The organism is Microbacterium sp. NPDC056052 (assembly GCF_042266785.1).
Lineage (GTDB): Bacteria > Actinomycetota > Actinomycetes > Actinomycetales > Microbacteriaceae > Microbacterium.
In genome coordinates, this window is record NZ_JBHJWV010000001.1 from 55,584 (window position 1) to 75,457 (window position 19,874).

Below are 19,874 nucleotides of genomic sequence, written 5' to 3' on the forward strand. Positions count from 1 at the left end.
CGACATGGAGGAAAGGGTGCTCAGACGGGGTGGGCCTCCTGGCGCACGTCCTCGTGGAGGTGCAGGATGCGCAGCGCGCCGTCCGCCCGGTGCTGCAGCACGGCGGTGTTGCGCGACAGCTCGGGGGAGACGGCCGCGCCATCGGGGTCCGTCCCATCCACCCGCAGCCACCAGGTCGCGACGAGGACGCCGCCGACCTCGCGCACGCGGAGATCCTCGACGGTCAGCGAGGTCTCCGTCCAGGTCGGCGCGCTCGGCTCCGCCGCGACCTCGGCGCGGCGGCCGCGGAGCACGGCGAGTTCCTCGAGCCCCGTCACCAGGGCGTCGGAGGCGGAGTCGAAGATCGTCACGTCCTCCGTGAGGCGGGCGTCGATCGCTGCGGGGGCGCCGCGCAGATAGTCGGCGTACATCCCCGTCAGCAGGCGATGCACGTCCTCGTGGGGCTGGGAGCGGTCGGTCGGATCCATCGCGCGAGGCTATCAGCTGTCGCGTCCGGTCCCGACTGTCACGCCGTTGACCCGGCGTGGACCACACGGCGTTCCAAGGAGCGGTGCGACGCTGGGCGGATGCGGGGGCGGACGCCGAGCTCGTCGAAGGAGCCCGGTCGCGGGTCATGGCGGGCGACGCCCCCGTGCTGCTCGTCCGGGTCGACAGCGCCGTGCACGCGGGTTATCCACACCCGCTCACGGCGGTCGCGTCGATCTCCTACCGTCGGGGGATGGATCCTGCTGCGGTGGTCGTCGTGCTGGCGCACCTCGGCCTGCTCGGGATCGGGATCAGACTGATCGCCGTCGACATCGCCGCGCACCGGCTGCCGGACCGGATCGTGCTGCCGACCCTCGGGGGAGCACTCCTGCTCGCGCTCGCCGACGCCGTGTTCGCGGGCGGGGGCGCCCGGCTGCCCGGAGCGCTGTGGGGGATGCTGATCCTCGGCGGCTTCTATGCGCTGCTGCGGGCGCTGAGCCGCGAGGGCATGGGCGGCGGCGACGTGAAGCTCGCCGCCCTCATCGGGCTGGTGCTGGGATGGCACGGGTGGCAGGCGCTCCTGGTGGGCGCGGCGTCCGCGTTCGTGCTGGGCGCCGTGCACGCGCTCTGGCTCATCGCGCTCCGCCGTGCGACCGGCGCGACGCACATCGCGTTCGGGCCGTGGATGATCGTCGGCAGCGCGCTCGGCGTCGCGGTCGCATGACGGCCGGCACGAGGACCCGGCGCGAAGGAGAGCGAGCGAGGAACGCCGTGCCGGGATCGCGTCCTGCGTGCGGGCGGGGGATTAGGGTGAGCACATGGCACTCGCACGGCTTCACGGCGGCCCGCTGGACGGGCAGATCCTCCCCCTCGCCGCGGAGGACGACAAGCTGATCCTCCCTTACAGCGAGACCCAGGTGGTCTACAACCGCCGGGGCGAGCCGAAGAACACCGGCCCGCACGACGGACCCACCGAGGTGGACTACTGGTACGAGGAGTCCCTCGAGGACATCGTGCCGTCCGATGACTGAACCGTCGCGCACGCTTGAGGTCGAGCGCAAGTACGACGTCGACGGCGACACGCCGCTGCCCGCCTGGGATGCAATCCCCGGCGTCGACGCGGTGACGGAGGGCGAACCCCGAGCTCTGGATGCCCGGTACTTCGACACCGCCGAGGGCGACCTCGCGCGGGCGGGCGTGGCGCTGCGGCGCCGCACCGGCGGTCCGGACGAGGGGTGGCATGTGAAGGGTCCGCGCAACCGGGACGGGCGCCTCGAGCTGGGCTGGCCGCTCGGCGAGGGCGACGAGCTGCCGTCCGCGGTCGCCGAGATCATCGCGCAGTGGACGACGCGTCCGGTCTTCCCCCTCGCCCGCATCGAGAACGCCCGCACCGCCTACCTGCTCACGGGTCCGGGCGGCGTGGTGGCCGAGTTCGTGGACGATCACGTCCGCGGCACGGATCTGCGCCGCGGCGGACAGCGGGAATGGCGCGAGTGGGAGATGGAGCTGGGGCCGGCGGCTCCGGCGGATGACGCGGGGCGGGACGTTTTCTTCCAGGCGGTCGAGCAGGCGGTCGTCGCCGCGGGAGGCCGCGAGTCGCTCTCCGGATCCAAGCTCGGGCGCGCGCTCGGATTCTGAACCGCCCGGGATCCGGATCCGCGAACCTGGCAGAGGCCGAGGAGGATCCGCAAGCCCCTTCCTGCCACGCGGGCGGCATGCTTGAGTGTCACCATGAGCAGCCCGGTGATGCTGAGGTCCCTGCAGACGGTGGTGCCGGACACGATCCTGCACCAGGACGAGGTGCGCGACGTGTTCGCCGCGCAACCGGGGCTCTCGCGGCTGGCGCGGCGGATCGTCACCGCCTCGTTCGATGGATCCGGCATCGACACCCGCCGCACCGTGCTCGACGAGCTCACGTGGACGGCGACCGACGCGGAGCCGGTGTTCTTCGACCGCGCGACGGGGGAGCTGCTGTCCCCGGCCACCGGCGTCCGCAACGATGTCTACGTGCGCGAGGCCGGCCGGCTGTTCGTCGCCGCCGCGCGCGCCGCCCTCGACGCCGACCCGGAGGTCGGGCCCGCCGAGGTCACGCACGTGATCACGGTCTCCTGCACGGGCTTCCACGCCCCGGGGCCGGAGTACGAGATCGTGCGCGCGCTGGGCCTCTCCGACTCCGTGCAGCGCTACCACCTCGGTTTCATGGGCTGCTATGCCTCGATGCCGGCGCTGCGTGCGGCGAGCCAGTTCTGCGCGGCGGATCCGAACGCCGTGGTGCTGGTGGTCAGCGTCGAGCTCTGCACGCTGCACCTGCGCTCCTCCGAGGATCCGGACGTGATCGTCGCCTCCTCGCTGTTCGCCGACGGCGCGGCGGCAGGCATCGTCACTGCGCGCCCGTCCGCCGCACCCGGGCTGCGCCTCGACCGGTTCCACACCGCGATCGCCCCGCAGGGCCAGAAGGACATGGCGTGGACGATCGGCGACCACGGCTTCGAGATGATCCTCTCCACCGCGGTGCCCCAGATCATCGGCGAGACCATCGTCGATGCGCTGCGTCCGCTCTATGCGGGGGAGCTGGGAGCGCCCTTCGAGGACGGCAGGATCGGCGAGGAGGTGCAGCACTGGGCGATTCATCCCGGTGGGCGCAGCATCCTCGACCGGGTGCAGGACCGGCTCGCGCTCAGCGACGCGCAGCTGCACCCCGCCCGTGAGACGCTGCGGCGGCACGGGAACATGTCCAGCGCGACGATCCTGTTCGTGCTGCGGCGCATCCTGGAGGAGGAGGGCGCGCGCGACGGCGAACGCGTCTCCGCGATGGCGTTCGGGCCAGGCCTGACCGCGGAGAGCGCGCTGATGACGGTCGTCGGCGCGGAGGGCGATGGGCGCTGACCTGTCCGCCCGCGCCGCCGATGTGCGCGAGCTGATGGACGACCCCGCCGCAGATCCGCAGACGCTGGAACGCACCTACCGTCGCTTCGGAGCGGTGAACGCCGTGGTCTCCCGTCCCGGCGCACTGTACCGGGGTGACATCCGGCCGTGCGCGAGGGCGGGGAAGGTGCGGATCCTGGACGTGGGGGCCGGTGGGGGAGATCTCTGCCGCGCGCTCGCCGCGCGGCTCGCCCGTGACGGACTCGCGGCCGAGATCACGGCGCTCGACGCGGACGAACGCGCCACGGCGTGGGCCGCCGCGCACGACGGCGGAGCCGGGGTGACCTACCGGCGTGCGCTCGTCGCCGATCTGGTCCGGGCGGGCGAGGTCTACGACATCGTGCTGTCCAACCACGTGCTGCACCACCTCGGTGCGGCCGAGCTGCAGGACATGCTCGCCGACACCGCGCGCCTCGCGGGGCCGGCGGGGCTCGTGGTGCATCGGGACATCGCGCGCAGCCGCATCGCCTATGCCCTGTTCGCGGCGGGGACGTGGCCGTTCGCCGGCAATCTGCTGGCCGGATCCTTCATCCGCGCCGACGGGCTGACCAGCATCCGCCGGTCGTACACGGCCGGAGAGCTGGCCGCCGTCGCACCGGCCGGATGGACCGTGCGGCGCGGGCTGCCCGCCCGCCTGGAGCTGCGCCGGGAGCCGGGCGATGAGCGATCCTGAGCAGCTGCTGGTCAGCACCACGCTGCTCGACCACGACGTCGTGATCGTCGGCGCCGGTCCGGTCGGGCTGCTGCTGGCCTGCCTGCTCGCCCAGGACGGCATCGATGTGGTGGTCTGCGAACGCCGCCGGGACGAAGATCCGCGCAGCCGCGCGATCGGAATACACGCGCCGGGCCTGGAGATGCTCGATCGCGCAGGAGTGGGCGCAGCGGCGCGTGCGGCATCGCTCGCGCTCGAAGGCGGCGACGTGCTCAGCCGGGGCCGAGTCCTCGCGTCGCTCGATTTCTCCGCGCACCGGCCCGTGCGCGTGCTCCCGCAGCAGCGCACGCACGCTCTGCTGCGGGAGCGGCTGCGGGCGCTCTCCGCGGGCGCTCTGCGTCCGGGCTGCAGCGTGCGCGCGGTCAGGGACGAGGGGGAGTTCGTGCGGCTCGCCGTGGACCGGCCCGCCGGTCGGCAGGAGGTCACCGCCGCGTTCGTGGTGCTCGCGGACGGCGTGCACAGCGCCCTGCGCCGGGAGCTCGGCTTCGGATGGCGCCGTCGCCCCGGCCGCGCCGCGTACACGATGGCCGATGTCATCGACCCCGCGGCCGGGGTTCGCGCCCAGCTGTACTGCGAACCCGGGGGGATCGTCGAGGCGTTCCCGCTGCCCGGCGGCCTGCGGCGCTGGGTGCTGCGGGGCGGCGGCGTGCACACCGGCGCGGAGTTCCGTGCGGCGATCGCGGAGCGGATCGGGCGGGATCCCGGGTTCGGCGACGAGGTCGGGCCGACGTGCTTCGTCGCGGCCCAGCACCTGAGCCAGGCCGTCGTCCGAGGCCGGGTGGCGCTGCTCGGCGACGCCGCGCACGAGATCAGCCCGATCGGCGGGCAGGGAATGAACCTGGGCTGGGTGAACGCCGGCCGGCTGGCTGTGGCGCTGCGCAGAGCCCTGGTGGGAGGCGAGACGGATCTCGGCGGCTACGCGCACGGGGCGTTGCGCGCGGCGCGCGCCGCCCAGAGGCGGAGTGCCTTCTACATGTCCATGGGCGCCCCGGCGCAGGGGGTTCCGCTCGCCCTGCGCGAGACGCTCATCCGGGTGATGGGGTCAGGGCCGCTCCGCCCGTGGGCCGCCGGGCTGGTGACGATGCGCGGCTTCTGACCGCTCGCGGCGGGACGACAAAGGGCCGGCCGCGCAGGAAGCGCGACCGGCCCTCGGCCTGTTCTGATGCGATCAGAGGTTGATCATGTGGCCCGCGAGCCCGTGGAACGCCTCCTGCAGCGCCTCCGACAGGGTCGGGTGCGTGTGCACGTTGCGGGCGGCCTCGAGAGCGGTCAGGTCCCACTTCTGCGCGAGGGTCAGCTCCGGCAGCAGCTCGGACACGTCGGGGCCGATCAGGTGGCCGCCGATGAGCTCGAGGTGCTCGGCGTCGGCGATGAGCTTGACGAAGCCCACCGGCTCGCCCAGGCCGTTGGCCTTGCCGTTCGCGCTGAACGGGAACTTCGCGACCTTGATCTCGCGCCCCTCGGCCCTGGCCTGCTCCTCGGTGAGGCCGAAGCTGGCGACCTGCGGCTGGCAGAACGTCGCGCGCGGCATCATCCGGTAGTCGCCCAGCGTCATGGTCTCGGCCTTGCCGATGGTCTCGGCGGCGACGACGGCCTGCGCCTCGGCGACGTGCGCGAGCTGCAGCTTGGCGGTGACGTCGCCGATCGCGTAGATGCCCTCGACGTTGGTGCGCATGTGGTCGTCGATGTCGATCGCGCCGCGGTCGGTGAGCGCGACGCCGGTGTTCTCCAGGCCGTAGCCGTTCACGTTCGGGGCGAAGCCGACGGACATGAGGACCTTGCCCGCCGTGATCTCGCCGGGCTGGCCGTCGCGCGTCTCGTACGTGACGTGCACGGAGGAGCCGTTGTCGGTGACGGTCTTGACCGCGGTCGAGGTGAGGATCTCGACGCCGAGCTTCTTGTACTGCTTCTGGATCTCCTTGGAGACCTCGACGTCCTCGTTGGGCAGCGCCCGGTCGAGGAATTCGATGATGGTGACCTTGACGCCGTAGTTGGACAGCACGTAGCCGAACTCCATGCCGATCGCGCCGGCTCCGACGATGACGATCGACTCGGGGAGGTCGCGGCTGAGGATCTGCTCCTCGAAGGTGACGACGTTGTCGCTCAGCTGCACGCCCGGCAGCAGGCGGACCGTGGATCCGGTCGCGATGATCGCGTTGTCGAACGTGACCTCTTCGGTCGTGCCGTCGGACTTCGCCACGGAGATGGCCTTCGGGGACGTGAAGGTCCCACGGCCGTCGTACTCGACGACCTTGTTCTTCTTCATCAGGAAGTGGATGCCCTTGACGTGGGTGTCAGCCACCTTGCGGCTGCGGTCGAACGCGGCGCCGAAATCGAAGTGCACGTCGCCCGAGATGCCGAAGAACTCGGCCTTGTGGGTGAACGTGTGCGCGATCTCCGCGTTCTTCAGGAGCGACTTGGAGGGGATGCAGCCCACGTTGAGGCACACACCGCCCCAGTACTTCTCCTCGATGATCGCGGTGGACAGACCGAGCTGGGCGCTGCGGACAGCGGCGACGTAACCGCCGGGGCCAGCGCCGAGGATGACGACGTCGTAGTGTGGCATGCTCCCAGCCTATCGCCCGCGCGGACGACCCCGGGCGGGCGATGCGGGGCGGATCCGGCTCCCGGGCGCCGCGTGCTTCCGATAGGCTGGAAAGCAAGAGGAGGGGGAGAACAGTGACTGAGAACGACGTTCCCGAAGGTGCTGTCCGCCGCGGCGGCGAGCCCATGCACGACACCACGCAGACGTTCGGCCACGACTCCGACCTGTCGTTCGTCCCGTTCGGCGCGGAGCTGACGGAGGTCGAGCAGGCGGCGATCGCCGCGCTGCCCTCCGGGTCGGCGCTGCTGCTGGTCCGCTCCGGCGCGCTCGCCGGCGCCCGGTACCTGCTCGACACAGCGGTGACCACGGTCGGCCGCCATCCCGAGGCGGACATCTTCTTCGACGACGTGACGGTCTCCCGTCGCCATGCCGAGGTCATCCGCACCGGCACGGCCTTCGAGGTCGTCGACCAGCGCTCGCTGAACGGCACCTACGTCAACGGCGAGCGGGTCGACCGCAGCGAACTGCGCAACGGCTACGAGGTGCGCGTCGGAAAGTTCCGGCTGAACTTCTTCGCCTCACCCGTGGATCTCGCGCAGGCGAACGACTGATGGCGGCATCGGCCGCCGAGCGTTCCGCCCCTTCCGGGCTGCTGAGCATCGGCCAGGTGCTCGCGCGCCTCACGCCGGAGTTCCCCGACGTGAGAGCCTCCAAGCTCCGCTTCCTGGAGGAGAAGGGCATCGTGAACCCGGTGCGCACCGCCTCCGGGTACCGCAAGTTCTCCGCGGCCGATCTGGAGCGCATCCGCATCGCGCTGACGCTGCAGCGCGACCAGTACCTGCCGCTCAAGGTCATCCGCGAACACCTCGACGCGCTCGAGGAATCCGGCGGTGCGCCGGAGCTGCCGGCGTCGATCGTGCAGGGACCGCGCCGGTACCGTCGCGACGAGCTCGTCCACGCCGCGGGTGCGTCGCACGCCCTGCTCGGCGATGCGGTGTCGAGCGGCATGCTGCCGGCGGCCGAGACCTACCCCGAGTCCGCGGTGTCGCTGCTGCGCGCTCTGGCGGCCCTGGACGGCCACGGCATCGGGCCGCGCCACCTGCGACCGCTGCGTCAGAGCGCCGAGCGCGACATCGCCCTCGTGCAGTCGGCGCTGTCCGCGCTGCTGCGCCGCACCGACACCCCGTCGCGGGCGCGGGCCAGCGAAATGGCCCCCGAACTGGCATCCCGCCTCGACGAGGTGCGCGCTCTCCTCGTCAAGGACGGGATCGGCCGGCTGCTGTCGTAACGAACTGATTGCGACACACCCCCGGCTCGGGACGGATGTCGTTGTCGCGGGTGCCGCGCTGTTCTAGCGTGGAGTCATCGACTTTCAGGTAGTGGTTGAAGGATGCTGTTCCTTCAGGATGAGGAGGATGCGATGAGCACCGAGGAACGGGGCGATGCACCGTCGTTCGGAGACGATCTCCTCTTCACCGACGGGCTTCCCGCGATGGACGACGAGGTCGGCTACCGCGGGGCCGTGGCGGCCCGTGCGGCCGGCATCACCTACCGTCAGCTGGACTACTGGGCGCGGACCGAGCTGGTCGTCCCGACCGTTCGCGGGGCGAACGGATCCGGATCCCAGCGCCTCTACGGCTTCCGCGACATCCTCGTGCTCAAGCTCGTCAAGGAGCTGCTGAACACCGGGATCTCGCTGCAGCAGATCCGCACCGCCGTCGACCAGCTCCGGGCCGCGGGCATCCGCGACCTCGCCGGTACCACGCTCATGAGCGACGGCGCCTCGGTCTACCTGTGCACCTCGAACGACGAGGTGATCGACCTGCTCAGCCGCGGTCAGGGCGTCTTCGGCATCGCGGTGGGCAAGGTGTTCCACGAGGTCGAGGCGACGCTCGTCGAGTTCGACGCCCTCGCTCCGGAGCCGATGGACGACCTCGCGGCACGCCGCTCCCGTCGCACCGCCTGACCGCGCGGCACGACAACGGAAAGAGCCGGCCCCTCGGGGACCGGCTCTCGTCGTATCTGGACTCTTCCGAGCCGCGGATTCCGTTCAGACGCGGGTGTCGTCGGGCAGCGCGATGCGCCCGGTGCGGATCACCCGGTCCAGGAGCGTGTCGAAGTCCGCGGCGAGCTCCTGCGCGGAGTCGCCGGGCCAGATGTGCAGCGGCTTCGCAGCGCCCTGGGCCTGCTGCAGCGAGGTGCGCTCCGGCAGCTGCGGCGAGAGCACGAGCGGGCCGAACATGTCGCGCAGCTCCTTGATGCGGAACTGGTGCTCGATGGACTGCGGGCGCACCCGGTTGACCACGATGCCGAGCGGCTGCAGTCGGGGGGACAGCCCGCGGCGGATCTCCTCGATCGCGCGCAGGGCGCGGTCGGCGGCGGCCACGGAGAACAGTCCAGGCTCGGTCACGACCATGACGCGGTCGCTCGCGGCCCACGCGGTGCGCGTGAGCGCGTTCAGCGACGGGGCGCAGTCGATCAGGACGAGGTCGTAGTCGGCCTCGACGGCGGCCAGCGCCTCCTCGAGCTTCCACACGTCGCGCACACTCGGATGCGGGCCGTCGAAGTTGATCGCGGACGGGCTGCCGATCAGCACGTCGATCGTCCCGGGGTGCACCTTCGCCCAGCCTGAAGACGTGATCGCCTGCCGGACCACCTTCTCCTTCGGGTTCGCCAGGACGTCGGCGACGTTGAGGCGCCCGGCGACCTGGATGTCCATGCCGGTGGAGACGTCGGACTGCGGGTCGAGGTCGACCACGAGGGTCCGGACGCCGCGGGCGAACGCTGCCGAGGCGAGGCCGAGGGTCACGGTGGTCTTGCCGACACCGCCCTTGAGGGAACTGACGCTGAGTACGTGCACGGAGACCACGTTACCTTCCTCTAGGCTGAGGAAACACTCAGCCCCCCGTGCGCGTCGTTGCGCAACCAGTGTTCGAGGTGCCATGTTCCAGAAGATCCTTGTGGCCAATCGTGGAGAGATCGCGATCCGGGCCTTCAGAGCCGCGTTCGAGGTCGGGGCGAAGACCGTCGCGGTCTTCCCTTGGGAGGATCGCGGATCCATCCACCGCCAGAAGGCCGACGAGTCGTATCAGATCGGCGAGGTCGGGCATCCGGTGCGGGCCTACCTCGACGTGGAGGAGATCATCCGCGTGGCGCGCGAGTGCGGCGCGGATGCGATCTACCCCGGCTACGGCTTCCTCTCCGAGAACCCGGAGCTGGCGTCGCGCGCGGCCGAGAACGGGATCGCCTTCATCGGGCCGCCGGCGCACGTGCTGGAGATGGCCGGCAACAAGGTGACGGCGAAGCAGCACGCGGTCGCCGCGGGCGTCCCCGTGCTGCGCTCGACCGATGCCTCGGACGACGTGGACGAGCTGGTCGCGCAGGCCGAGGGGATCGGATTCCCGATCTTCGTCAAGGCCGTCGCCGGCGGCGGCGGACGCGGGATGCGCCGGGTGGAGTCGATCGGCGAGCTCGCGCCCGCGCTGGCCGAGGCCATGCGCGAGGCGGGGAGCGCGTTCGGCGACGCGCGCGTCTTCCTCGAGCAGGCCGTGCAGCGGCCGCGGCACATCGAGGTGCAGGTGCTCGCCGACGGCACGGGGCACACCGTGCACCTGTTCGAGCGCGACTGCTCGGTGCAGCGCCGCCACCAGAAGGTGATCGAGATCGCCCCGGCGCCGAACCTCGACGACACGATCCGGAAGGCCCTGCACGGCTACGCCGTCGCCTTCGCGAAGTCCATCGGCTACGAGAACGCCGGCACGGTCGAGTTCCTCCTGGAGACGGCAGGCGAACGGGCCGGCGAGGTCGTCTTCATCGAGATGAACCCGCGGATCCAGGTCGAGCACACCGTGACGGAGGAGGTCACCGACGTCGACCTCGTGCAGTCGCAGATCCGGATCGCGGCGGGCGAGACCCTCGCCGACCTCGGCCTGGAGCAGGACAGCATCCAGCTGCGCGGCGCCGCGCTGCAGTGCCGCATCACGACCGAGGATCCGGCCCAGGGCTTCCGCCCCGACACCGGACGCATCACGACCTACCGCTCGCCCGGCGGCGCCGGCATCCGCCTCGACGGCGGCACCACGGCGGCCGGCTCGCAGATCAGCCCGCACTTCGACTCGATGCTCGCGAAGCTCACCTGCCGCGGGCGCGACTTCCCGGCGGCGGTGGCGCGCGCGAAGCGCGCTCTCGCCGAGTTCCGGATCCGCGGCGTCGCCACGAATATCCCGTTCCTGCGCGCCGTCCTCGACGACCCGGCCTTCGTCGCCGGCGACGTCTCGACCCTCTTCATCGAGGAGCGGCCGGGACTGCTCACCCGCAACCCGTCGAGGGACCGGGCCACGCGGCTGCTGAACTGGCTCGGCGATGTCACGGTGAACAAGCCGTACGGGGAGAAGCCGCTGTCGCCGTCGCCGGGCAGCAAGCTCCCCGGGATCGACCTGAGCGTCGAGCCGCCCGCCGGAGCCCGCGAGCGGCTGCTCCGCCTCGGCCCCGCAGGTTTCGCCCGCGCCCTCCGCGAGCAGACCGCGCTGGCCGTGACCGAGACCACCTACCGCGATGCGCATCAGTCGCTGCTGGCCACGCGCGTGCGCACCAGGGACCTGGTGCGCGTGGGCCCGCACGCGGCGCGCATGACGCCGCAGCTGCTCTCGATCGAAGCATGGGGCGGCGCGACCTACGACGTGGCACTGCGCTTCCTCGCCGAGGACCCGTGGGAGCGCCTGGAGGCGCTGCGGGCGGCGATTCCGAACATCCCCCTGCAGATGCTGCTGCGGGGGCGCAACACGGTCGGATACACGCCGCGGCCCGTCGAAGTGACGAACGCGTTCGTGCGCGAGGCGGCATCGACCGGGGTGGACATCTTCCGGATCTTCGACGCGCTCAACGACGTGTCGCAGATGCGTCCCGCGATCGACGCGGTGCTCGAGACCGGCACCGCCGTCGCCGAGGTGGCGCTCTGCTACACCGGCGATCTGCTCGATCCCGCGGAGCAGCTCTACACGCTGGACTACTACCTGCGGCTCGCGGAGCAGATCGTCGAGAGCGGTGCGCACATCCTGGCGATCAAGGACATGGCGGGGCTCCTCCGGCCCGCGGCCGCGGCGCGCCTCGTGTCCGCGCTGCGCGAGCGGTTCGACCTGCCGGTCCAGGTGCACACGCACGACACCGCCGGCGGGCAGCTCGCGACGCTGCTGGCGGCCAGCGCGGCGGGCGCCGACGCCGTCGACGCCGCCGCCGCGCCGATGTCCGGCACGACGAGCCAGCCGTCGCTGTCCGCCCTGGTGGCGGCTCTTGCGCACACCGAACGCGACACCGGGCTCGATCTGCAGGCGATCGGCGATCTCGAGCCGTACTGGGAGGGCGTCCGTCAGCTCTATCGGCCCTTCGAGTCGGGGCTGGCCGCGCCCACGGGACGCGTGTACCACCATGAGATCCCGGGCGGCCAGCTGTCGAACCTGCGGCAGCAGGCGATCGCACTGGGCCTCGCGGACGAGTTCGAGCGCATCGAGGACATGTACGCGGCGGCGGACCGGATCCTCGGCAGGATCCCCAAGGTGACGCCGTCCTCGAAGGTCGTCGGCGATCTGGCGCTCGCGCTCGTGGCCGCGGGCGCGGATCCTGCGGACTTCGAGCAGAACCCGCAGAACTACGACATCCCCGATTCGGTCGTCGGCTTCATGGCCGGTGAGCTGGGCGACCTGCCCGGCGGATGGCCGGAGCCGTTCCGCACGAAGGTGCTGGCGGGGCGCCAGGTGTCGATCGACGTCGTCCCGATCTCCGCCGACGAACAGCGCGCGCTCGACGGCGAGAGCCTCGAACGACGGCAGACGCTGAACCGCCTGCTGTTCCCCGGCCCGGCCGCCGAGTTCGAGCGCAATCGCGCCGCGTTCGGCGACCTGTCCGCCCTCGGCACGCCGGACTACCTCTACGGCCTCGTGCCGGGAGAGGAGCACGTCGCGGAGATCGATCCGGGGGTGCAGCTCTACGTCGGGCTCGAGGCGATCGGCGAGGCGGACGCGAAGGGCATCCGCACCGTCATGACGACGCTGAACGGCCAGCTCCGTCCCGTGTTCGTGCGGGACCGCTCCCTCAAGGTGGACGTCCGCGAGGTGGAGAAGGCCGACACGTCGAAGCCCGGTCAGGTGGCGGCGCCGTTCTCGGGCGTGGTGACTCTGAAGGCGGAGGTCGGCGACGCCGTCCGCGCCGGCGAGCCCATCGCCTCGATCGAGGCGATGAAGATGGAAGCGGCGATCACGGCGCCCGTCGACGGCGTCGTGATGCGTGTCGCGATCGCCGCCACGCAGCAGGTCGACGCCGGCGATCTCCTGGTCGTGATCCGCCCGTCCCACGTGGACTGAGCACGGCGGACAGGGGCGGAGGGCGCGCCGCGCAGCGGGCCCTCCAGCCCGGCCCGCCGCGTCGGGGTGCCGCGACGTGCACTAACCTTGTGCGTTGTGATGCGCGCCGACAGGGCGTATCACGGGGGAGAAGCATCATGAGCACAGAACGCAGGAACACACAGAGCGAGGATCCCGGGGAAGCCCTCGGAATCCTCGATGGCACCGGTGCCATCGGCACCGTCGGCATCGGGCTGCTCGGCGACGCCACGGCGCAGGTGCCGGTCGCTCTGCACGTCGCGGACGACGACGATCTCGTCGACGATGACGTCACCGACGGGGAGGCCTTCGCCGACCTCGTCCTCGACGCCGACCCCGCCGCTCTCGTCCGCGAGGACGACGGCATCGGACGGATCCATCTGGGAGCGGGCTTCTCGGACATCGTGATCGAGATCCCGGCGGCCGCAGCCGAGGACGTCGTGGTGGCCGAGATCGTCGAGGACGGCGCAGGGGCGGACCACGAGGCCGAAGCCGAAGTCGAGGACGAAACCGCCGAGCCGGCGCAGGAAGCGACTCCCGATGAGCCCGTCGTGTCCGAGGACGTGGCGGGCGAGGCCGACGGCGACGTCGCGGATGCGGAGCCTGTAGGCGAGGTGCCTGCGGACGAGGCGCCTGCAGACGACGTGCCCGCGGACGAGGTGCCCGCAGACGACGTGCCCGCAGACGACGTGCCCGCGGACGAGGCGCCTGCAGACAACGTGCCCGCGGATGACGTGCCCGCGGACGATGCGCTTGCCGACGAGGCGTCTGCTGACGAGGACTCCGTAGACGAAGCGCCCGTGGACGAGGTCGCTCCGACCGCTGCCGACGACACGTTCGAGGACGCCGAGGACCTCGCGGAGGCCGCGATCGCGGCCTCCGCGCCCGAAGCCGTCGAGGTCGTCCCGGGCTCCGGCCCGATCGAGACGGACACGCACGCCGACGATGCCGCGGAGCCCGCCGAGGAGCAGGACGCACCCGATCGGACGGAGCCGGCCACGGCGCCCGTCGCTGAGTCGATGGCACTCCGCGCCGTCGACGCGGCCGAACCCGCACCGGTGCCAGGGCTCGAGGGGAACACCGCACCCTCCGCCGCGGCCGAGGAGGAGACCATGACCGCCGACCACCCCCGCACACCAGACCCCGCCCTCGCGTCGCGTCGGCTGGACCAGTTCGGCGACCGGGAGCGGGAGAGCGCGGACCTGCTCACCGCCGACCGGCTGCTGGACCCGAGCAGGCTGGTGGGCCCCGAGCCCGAGGGGCTCTGGAGCCACCTGCTCTACACCGTCTCCGGCCGCCGCATCAACCTCGGAGACGGCAAGCGCGCGCAGCAGCGCAAGGCGCTGAGCGCGCGCATCGCCGCACCGCTGTCCGGAACGGCCCGCTTCGTCCCCGTGCTGAGCCGCAAGGGCGGTGTCGGCAAGACGACGGTGACGGCGCTGCTCGGGATGGCGCTTGCAGACTCGCGCGAGGACAGGGTCATCGCGGTCGACGCGAACCCCGACCGCGGCACGCTCGCCGACCGCATCGCGCGCACCAACAGCAAGACGGTGCGCGACCTGGTGCGGATCCATGACCAGGTCACCGGCTATCACGACATCTCCGCCGTCGTCTCGCGCGATGCGACCCGCCTCGACGTGCTGGCCTCGGATGCGGATCCGCGGGTCTCCGAGGCGTTCAGCGACGAGGACTACGACCAGGTCGCCTCGGTCGCCGCCCACTACTACTCGCTCGTGCTCACCGACACGGGCACCGGCATCGTCCACTCGGTGATGGGCGCGACCCTGGATCGTGCGGACACGATCGTGATCGTCGCCGGCCTCAGCGTCGACGAGGCGCGGCTCGCGTCCGAGACGCTCACGTGGCTGGAGACCAACGGATACGCCGACAAGGTGCGCGAAGCCGTCGTCGTGCTCAACCAGTCCACGCCCGGCTCGCCCATGGTGCGCCTCGGCGAGCTGGAGGCGCACTTCCGCACCCGCGTCGCGCACGTTCTGCGCATCCCGTACGACGCCCGGATCGCCGCCGGCAGCGCCATCACGTTCGCAGCGCTGCAGCCCGAGACTCGTCAGGCCGCGCGCGAGCTGGCCGCGATCGTGGTCGAGGGCCTGAGGGAGCAGGCGGCCTGATGGCGGTCCGCGAGATCCGGCTCTTCGGTGACCCCGTGCTGCGCACCGTGTGCGCGGAGATCGACACGATCGACGACGGCGTGCGCGCCCTCGTCGCCGACCTCGTCGACAGCGTCGAGCTTCCCGGCCGCGCCGGGGTCGCCGCCCCGCAAATCGGCGTGGCGCTGCGCGCCTTCAGCTACAACATCGACGGGGAGATCGGCTACGTGCTGAACCCGGTCCTGGTCGAGGTGCGCGGCGAGCCGGTGCCGACGGGCGAGGGCTGCCTGTCGGTGCCCGGTCTCTGGCACGACGCGCTGCGCTACCCGTGGGCCCGCGTGGAGGGCATCGACCTCGATGGCGAGCCCGTGGTGCTGGAGGGGGAAGGACTGCTGGCCCAGGCCCTGCAGCACGAGACGGACCACCTCGACGGCAAGGTCTATCTCTCCCGGCTCGCCCCCGAGACCCGCAAGGTCGCCATGCGCGAGGTGCGCGAGAGCTCCTGGTTCTGATACGACCCGACGACATGAGGAAGGGCCCCGGGGCATCCCCGGGGCCCTTCCTCATGTCGTGAGGTCAGCCCAGCGGCACCGTCGTGGTCGCGGTGGTCTCGTCGTAGATCGCGGCGACCTGAGGTGCGAAGTCCTTCATGATCACGTTGCGCTTGATCGAGAGCTTGGGCGTGAGATGCCCGCTCGCCTCGGTCCATTCGGAGGGCAGGATCGTGAACTTGCGGATCGACTCGGCACGCGACACGCGGGTGTTGGCGACGTCGATCGCGCGCTGCACCTCGGCGCGGACCGCATCGTTCGCGGCGGCGTCGGCGAGCGACATGTCCGCAGGGAGGCCGTTGTTGGCCAGCCACGACGGCAGCATCTCGGGGTCGAGCGTGACGAGGGCCGCGATGAACGGCTTCTGATCGCCCACCACGACCACCTGGCCGACGATCGGGTTGGCGCGGATCGGATCCTCGAGCGCGGCGGGGGAGACGTTCTTGCCGCCCGCGGTGACGATGATCTCCTTCTTGCGTCCCGTGATCGTCAGGAACCCCTCGTGGTCGAACGAGCCGAGGTCGCCGGTGCGGAACCAGCCGTCGTCGAATGCGGCGTCCGTGGCCTCCGGGTTGTTCCAGTACTCCTTGAAGACGTTGATGCCGCGCACCTCGATCTCGCCGTCGTCCGCGAGACGGATGCCCACTCCGGGCAGCGCGGGGCCGACCGTGCCGATCTTCGACTTGTCGGCGAGGTTCACCGTGGCAGGCGCTGTGGTCTCGGTGAGGCCGTAGCCCTCCAGGATCACCACGCCGAGGCTGTGGAAGAAGTGGCCGAGGCGGGCGCCGAGCGGCGCGGATCCGGAGATCGCGTACTGGATGTTGCCGCCCATCGCCTCGCGCAGCTTCGCGTAGACGAGCCTGTCGAACAGGGCGAACTTGATCTTCATGCCGAGCGGGATCTTCGCGCCCTCCTCGACGAGGCGGGAGTGCTCGATCGCGGTCGCCGCGGCGGCGCGGAAGATCTTGCCCTTGCCGCCGGCCTCGGCCTTCTGCTCGGCCGAGTTGTACACCTTCTCGAACACGCGCGGCACGGCGAGGAGGAACGTGGGCTTGAAGGATCCGAGCGCCGGGAGCAGCTGCTTGGTGTCGGGCTGGTGGCCCGTGCGCACGCCGGCGTGGATGTCGAGGATCGAGATGAACCGCGCGAACACGTGCGCGGTCGTGATGAACAGCACGGTCGAGGCGCCCTGGATGGAGACCACGTCGTCGAGCGACTTCGCCGCGTTGCGGGAGAGCTCCACGAAGTTGCTGTGGGTCAGCACGCAGCCCTTGGGGCGGCCGGTCGAACCGGACGTGTAGATGAGCGTGGCGATGTCCGCACCGTTCGCGATGACGCGACGACGCTCGACCTCCTCGTCCGGCACGTCGGCGCCCTGCGCCGTGAGCTGGGCGATCGCGCCGAGGTGCATCTGCCACACGTCGCGGACGAGGGGGAGGTCGCCGCGCACCTCGTCGAAGCGGGTGAAGTGCTCCGGGGACTCGACCATGAGCGAGATCGCCCCCGAGTCCTCCATGATCCACTGGATCTGCGAAGGGGAACTGGTCTCGTAGATCGGCACCATGACGGCGCCGGCGTAGAACAGCGCGAAGTCGACCAGGGTCCACTCGTAGGTGGTGCGGGCCAGGAAGCCGACCTTCTCTCCCGGCTGGATCCCGGCTGCGACGAATCCCTTCGCGAGGGCGATCACCGCGGTGCGGAAGTCCGCGGCCGTGATGTCGCGCCATCCTGCGCCGTCCGGCACGGAGAACAGTGCGAGGTTCGGGGTCTTCTGCACCCGCTGCTCGAGGAGGTCGGTGATGTTGTCCTCGGGTGCGGCTTTCACGATCGCGGGGACTTCGAACTGGACCACGGCAACTCCTTCGGGGCCGGACGCGTACATGCTTCCCAGGAGTCTATGCCATGGGGCGCCTGGGGAAAGGGCACCCGTCGTGAGATTCAGTCGCACGATCGGTGGAACTGCGTCGCAAGCGCGCACCCTTTCTCGCCCTGGTGCCGGTGGCGGGATAGACTGCGGGCGATGATCTACTGGTTCATGAAGTACATCGCCATCGGCCCGCTGGTGAAGGCGATCTTCCGTCCGTGGGTCGTGGGGCGTCAGCATGTGCCCGTCACGGGTGCCGCGATCATGGCGAGCAACCATCTGTCCTTCTCGGACTCGATCTTCCTGCCGCTCATGCTGGACCGGAGGATGTCCTTCCTCGCCAAGAGCGACTACTTCACGGGCAGAGGCCTCAAGGGCTGGGCCACCCGGATGTTCATGAAGGGCACGGGTCAGCTCCCCATCGACCGCTCCGGCGGCAAGGCCTCCGAGGCCTCACTCAACACCGGGCTGGGCGTGCTCGGCCGCGGCGATCTGCTCGGCATCTATCCGGAGGGCACGCGCAGCCCTGACGGCAAGCTCTATCGCGGACGCACCGGCATCGCGCGGATGGCCCTGGAGGCGAAGGTCCCGGTGGTCCCGGTGGTGATGGTCGACACCGACGTCGCGATGCCGACCGGTCAGCGCATTCCGAACATCATGCGGGTGGGAATAGTGATCGGTGAGCCCCTCGACTTCTCCCGCTACGCCGGTATGGAGAACGACCGCTACATCCTGCGCTCGGTGACCGACGAGATCATGGTCGCGCTGCAGCGGCTGGGGGAGCAGCGTTACGAGGACGTCTACGCCTCCGCCGTGAAGGAGCGCCTGGCCTCGCAGGCTTCCTAGCACGCCGGCCGTGGACGCTTCATAGAGCGATCCGCCCCCTTCCCGGCACCCTAGGATGGGGGGATGCCTCAGCCTCTCGATCTCGACTCGTGGCGCGCCCTCCCGATCAAGCAGCAGCCGCAGTGGCCGGACGCCGAACGCGTCGCCGAGGTCTCCTCGCAGATCGCCGCGCTGCCGCCTCTGGTGTTCGCCGGTGAGGTGGACAACCTCCGCGAGCGCCTCGCCCGTGCCGCATCCGGACAGGCGTTCCTGCTCCAGGGCGGCGACTGCGCCGAGACCTTCGCCGGCGCCACCGCCGACCAGATCCGCAACCGGATCAAGACGGTCCTGCAGATGGCGGTCGTGCTCACCTATGGCGCCTCCATGCCGGTGGTGAAGATGGGGCGCATGGCGGGGCAGTTCGCCAAGCCGCGCTCGAGCGACACCGAGACCCGCGGCGACGTCACCCTTCCCGCGTACCGCGGCGACATCGTCAACGGCTACGACTTCACCGAGGGCTCCCGTGAGGCGAACCCCGCGCGGCTGCTGCAGGGCTACCACACGGCCGCCTCGACGCTGAACCTCATCCGCGCCTTCACCCAGGGCGGCTTCGCGGATCTCCGCGAGGTGCACTCCTGGAACCAGGGCTTCGCGAAGAACCCGGCCAACCAGCGCTACGAGCGCATGGCTGCCGAGATCGACCGCGCGATCAAGTTCATGGAGGCGGCGGGCGCCGACTTCGACGAGCTCAAGCGGGTCGAGTTCTTCACGGGCCACGAGGGCCTGCTGATGGACTACGAGCGTCCGATGACCCGCATCGACTCCCGCACGCTCACGCCGTACAACACGGCGGCGCACTTCCTGTGGGTCGGGGAGCGCACCCGTGAGCTGGACGGTGCGCACATCGACTACTTCTCGAAGATCCGCAACCCTATCGGCGTGAAGCTCGGTCCGACCACGACGACCGACACGGCGCTCGCCCTCATCGACAAGCTCGACCCGAACCGCGAGCCCGGCCGACTCACGTTCATCACGCGCATGGGCGCCGGAAAGATCCGCGAGGCGCTGCCGCCGCTGCTGCAGGCCGTGAAGGACTCCGGTGCGCAGCCGCTGTGGGTCACGGATCCGATGCACGGCAACGGCATCACCACGCCTACCGGGTACAAGACCCGTCGCTTCGACGACGTGGTCGACGAGGTCCGCGGCTTCTTCGAGGCGCACCGCGCCGTCGGTACCTTCCCCGGCGGTATTCACGTCGAGCTCACGGGCGACGACGTGACCGAGTGCCTGGGCGGATCCGAGCAGATCGACGAGGCCGCCCTCGCGACCCGCTACGAGTCGCTGTGCGACCCGCGCCTGAACCACATGCAGTCGCTCGAGCTGGCCTTCCTCGTCGCCGAGGAGCTCGAGAAGCGCTGACACCGACGACACAGAAGGCCCGGCACTGCGCAGCGGTGCCGGGCCTTCTGCGTCGTATCCGGGGGCAGGCGGCTCGCAGCGCGGCA

Annotated in this window: 18 protein-coding genes; 14 read left to right on the plus strand and 4 right to left on the minus strand. The window is 70.9% G+C overall.

From position 1 onward, the window contains the following. Positions 1-20 precede the first annotated feature (20 nt). Positions 21-467, minus strand: coding sequence for a YybH family protein (locus ACFC1J_RS00295; protein WP_375901463.1), 447 nt, complete (start codon positions 465-467; stop codon positions 21-23). Positions 468-550: 83 nt separating this feature from the next. Between ACFC1J_RS00295 and ACFC1J_RS00300 the strand changes: the two genes are divergently transcribed. From ACFC1J_RS00300 to ACFC1J_RS00325, 6 genes are all read left to right on the plus strand, one after another. Continuing rightward, entirely contained in the window at positions 551-1,189 is a 639-nt protein-coding gene (locus ACFC1J_RS00300; RefSeq protein ID WP_375901465.1) for a prepilin peptidase, read from the plus strand. Positions 1,190-1,283: 94 nt separating this feature from the next. After that, the gene (locus ACFC1J_RS00305; protein WP_375901467.1) at positions 1,284-1,496 is read left to right on the plus strand and encodes a response regulator; all 213 of its coding nucleotides are present in this window, start codon (positions 1,284-1,286) and stop codon (positions 1,494-1,496) included. Further along, the gene (locus tag ACFC1J_RS00310) at positions 1,489-2,103 is read left to right on the plus strand and encodes a CYTH domain-containing protein (RefSeq protein ID WP_375901468.1); all 615 of its coding nucleotides are present in this window, start codon (positions 1,489-1,491) and stop codon (positions 2,101-2,103) included. The genes ACFC1J_RS00305 and ACFC1J_RS00310 overlap by 8 nt, the downstream gene beginning before the upstream one ends. A 93-nt stretch (positions 2,104-2,196) precedes the next feature. Then, positions 2,197-3,351, plus strand: a complete 1,155-nt coding sequence (locus tag ACFC1J_RS00315; RefSeq protein ID WP_375901470.1) for a type III polyketide synthase — start codon at positions 2,197-2,199, stop codon at positions 3,349-3,351. Beyond that, positions 3,341-4,063 (plus strand): methyltransferase domain-containing protein, encoded by a 723-nt coding sequence (locus ACFC1J_RS00320; protein ID WP_375901472.1) that lies wholly within the window; start codon positions 3,341-3,343, stop codon positions 4,061-4,063. Before ACFC1J_RS00315 ends, ACFC1J_RS00320 begins: the two co-directional genes overlap by 11 nt. After that, entirely contained in the window at positions 4,050-5,198 is a 1,149-nt protein-coding gene (locus ACFC1J_RS00325; RefSeq protein ID WP_375901473.1) for an FAD-dependent oxidoreductase, read from the plus strand. The genes ACFC1J_RS00320 and ACFC1J_RS00325 overlap by 14 nt, the downstream gene beginning before the upstream one ends. A gap of 72 nt (positions 5,199-5,270) precedes the next feature. Here the strand turns inward: ACFC1J_RS00325 and lpdA are convergent, their stop codons facing one another. After that, positions 5,271-6,668 (minus strand): dihydrolipoyl dehydrogenase, encoded by a 1,398-nt coding sequence (lpdA, locus tag ACFC1J_RS00330; protein WP_375901475.1) that lies wholly within the window; start codon positions 6,666-6,668, stop codon positions 5,271-5,273. A 164-nt stretch (positions 6,669-6,832) separates the two neighbouring features. Here lpdA and ACFC1J_RS00335 point away from each other — a divergent pair, with 164 nt between their 5' ends. The 3 genes from ACFC1J_RS00335 to ACFC1J_RS00345 all read left to right on the plus strand — a co-directional run bounded on the left by ACFC1J_RS00335 (position 6,833) and on the right by ACFC1J_RS00345 (position 8,613). Then, positions 6,833-7,258 (plus strand): FHA domain-containing protein, encoded by a 426-nt coding sequence (locus ACFC1J_RS00335; RefSeq protein WP_105687337.1) that lies wholly within the window; start codon positions 6,833-6,835, stop codon positions 7,256-7,258. Next, complete coding sequence (locus ACFC1J_RS00340) at positions 7,258-7,935, plus strand: MerR family transcriptional regulator (protein WP_375901477.1); 678 nt, start codon at positions 7,258-7,260, stop codon at positions 7,933-7,935. The genes ACFC1J_RS00335 and ACFC1J_RS00340 overlap by 1 nt, the downstream gene beginning before the upstream one ends. 132 nt (positions 7,936-8,067) lie before the next feature. Beyond that, the gene (locus tag ACFC1J_RS00345; protein WP_375901479.1) at positions 8,068-8,613 is read left to right on the plus strand and encodes a MerR family transcriptional regulator; all 546 of its coding nucleotides are present in this window, start codon (positions 8,068-8,070) and stop codon (positions 8,611-8,613) included. Positions 8,614-8,697: 84 nt separating this feature from the next. Here ACFC1J_RS00345 and ACFC1J_RS00350 read toward each other — a convergent pair whose 3' ends face one another. Continuing rightward, on the minus strand, positions 8,698-9,507 hold the full coding sequence (locus ACFC1J_RS00350; protein ID WP_045272641.1) for a ParA family protein: 810 nt from the start codon (positions 9,505-9,507) through the stop codon (positions 8,698-8,700). A gap of 82 nt (positions 9,508-9,589) precedes the next feature. Between ACFC1J_RS00350 and ACFC1J_RS00355 the strand changes: the two genes are divergently transcribed. The 3 genes from ACFC1J_RS00355 to ACFC1J_RS00365 all read left to right on the plus strand — a co-directional run bounded on the left by ACFC1J_RS00355 (position 9,590) and on the right by ACFC1J_RS00365 (position 15,641). After that, positions 9,590-13,003 (plus strand): pyruvate carboxylase, encoded by a 3,414-nt coding sequence (locus tag ACFC1J_RS00355; protein WP_375901480.1) that lies wholly within the window; start codon positions 9,590-9,592, stop codon positions 13,001-13,003. 137 nt (positions 13,004-13,140) lie between these two features. Continuing rightward, a complete protein-coding gene (locus tag ACFC1J_RS00360; protein WP_375901482.1) occupies positions 13,141-15,150 on the plus strand; it encodes an AAA family ATPase in 2,010 nt (669 codons plus the stop codon). After that, entirely contained in the window at positions 15,150-15,641 is a 492-nt protein-coding gene (locus tag ACFC1J_RS00365; protein WP_375901484.1) for a peptide deformylase, read from the plus strand. Before ACFC1J_RS00360 ends, ACFC1J_RS00365 begins: the two co-directional genes overlap by 1 nt. A gap of 64 nt (positions 15,642-15,705) precedes the next feature. Here the strand turns inward: ACFC1J_RS00365 and ACFC1J_RS00370 are convergent, their stop codons facing one another. Then, positions 15,706-17,532, minus strand: a complete 1,827-nt coding sequence (locus tag ACFC1J_RS00370; RefSeq protein ID WP_375901485.1) for an AMP-dependent synthetase/ligase — start codon at positions 17,530-17,532, stop codon at positions 15,706-15,708. A gap of 168 nt (positions 17,533-17,700) precedes the next feature. On the opposite strand from ACFC1J_RS00370, the gene ACFC1J_RS00375 reads away from it, so the two are divergent. Next, positions 17,701-18,390, plus strand: a complete 690-nt coding sequence (locus tag ACFC1J_RS00375) for a lysophospholipid acyltransferase family protein (protein ID WP_375901487.1) — start codon at positions 17,701-17,703, stop codon at positions 18,388-18,390. Positions 18,391-18,453: 63 nt separating this feature from the next. Beyond that, on the plus strand, positions 18,454-19,788 hold the full coding sequence (locus tag ACFC1J_RS00380) for a class II 3-deoxy-7-phosphoheptulonate synthase (protein ID WP_375901488.1): 1,335 nt from the start codon (positions 18,454-18,456) through the stop codon (positions 19,786-19,788). Positions 19,789-19,874 lie beyond the last annotated feature (86 nt).

Coding starts and splice junctions, on each gene's coding strand:
- lpdA (WP_375901475.1), bottom strand. CDS start 6,668: ATGCCACACTACGACGTCGTCATCCTCGGCGCTGGCCCCGGCGGTTAC.
- ACFC1J_RS00320 (WP_375901472.1), top strand. CDS start 3,341: ATGGGCGCTGACCTGTCCGCCCGCGCCGCCGATGTGCGCGAGCTGATG.
- ACFC1J_RS00345 (WP_375901479.1), top strand. CDS start 8,068: ATGAGCACCGAGGAACGGGGCGATGCACCGTCGTTCGGAGACGATCTC.
- ACFC1J_RS00380 (WP_375901488.1), top strand. CDS start 18,454: ATGCCTCAGCCTCTCGATCTCGACTCGTGGCGCGCCCTCCCGATCAAG.
- ACFC1J_RS00375 (WP_375901487.1), top strand. CDS start 17,701: ATGATCTACTGGTTCATGAAGTACATCGCCATCGGCCCGCTGGTGAAG.
- ACFC1J_RS00335 (WP_105687337.1), top strand. CDS start 6,833: ATGCACGACACCACGCAGACGTTCGGCCACGACTCCGACCTGTCGTTC.
- ACFC1J_RS00325 (WP_375901473.1), top strand. CDS start 4,050: ATGAGCGATCCTGAGCAGCTGCTGGTCAGCACCACGCTGCTCGACCAC.
- ACFC1J_RS00305 (WP_375901467.1), top strand. CDS start 1,284: ATGGCACTCGCACGGCTTCACGGCGGCCCGCTGGACGGGCAGATCCTC.
- ACFC1J_RS00365 (WP_375901484.1), top strand. CDS start 15,150: ATGGCGGTCCGCGAGATCCGGCTCTTCGGTGACCCCGTGCTGCGCACC.
- ACFC1J_RS00355 (WP_375901480.1), top strand. CDS start 9,590: ATGTTCCAGAAGATCCTTGTGGCCAATCGTGGAGAGATCGCGATCCGG.
- ACFC1J_RS00310 (WP_375901468.1), top strand. CDS start 1,489: ATGACTGAACCGTCGCGCACGCTTGAGGTCGAGCGCAAGTACGACGTC.
- ACFC1J_RS00360 (WP_375901482.1), top strand. CDS start 13,141: ATGAGCACAGAACGCAGGAACACACAGAGCGAGGATCCCGGGGAAGCC.
- ACFC1J_RS00315 (WP_375901470.1), top strand. CDS start 2,197: ATGAGCAGCCCGGTGATGCTGAGGTCCCTGCAGACGGTGGTGCCGGAC.
- ACFC1J_RS00340 (WP_375901477.1), top strand. CDS start 7,258: ATGGCGGCATCGGCCGCCGAGCGTTCCGCCCCTTCCGGGCTGCTGAGC.
- ACFC1J_RS00295 (WP_375901463.1), bottom strand. CDS start 467: ATGGATCCGACCGACCGCTCCCAGCCCCACGAGGACGTGCATCGCCTG.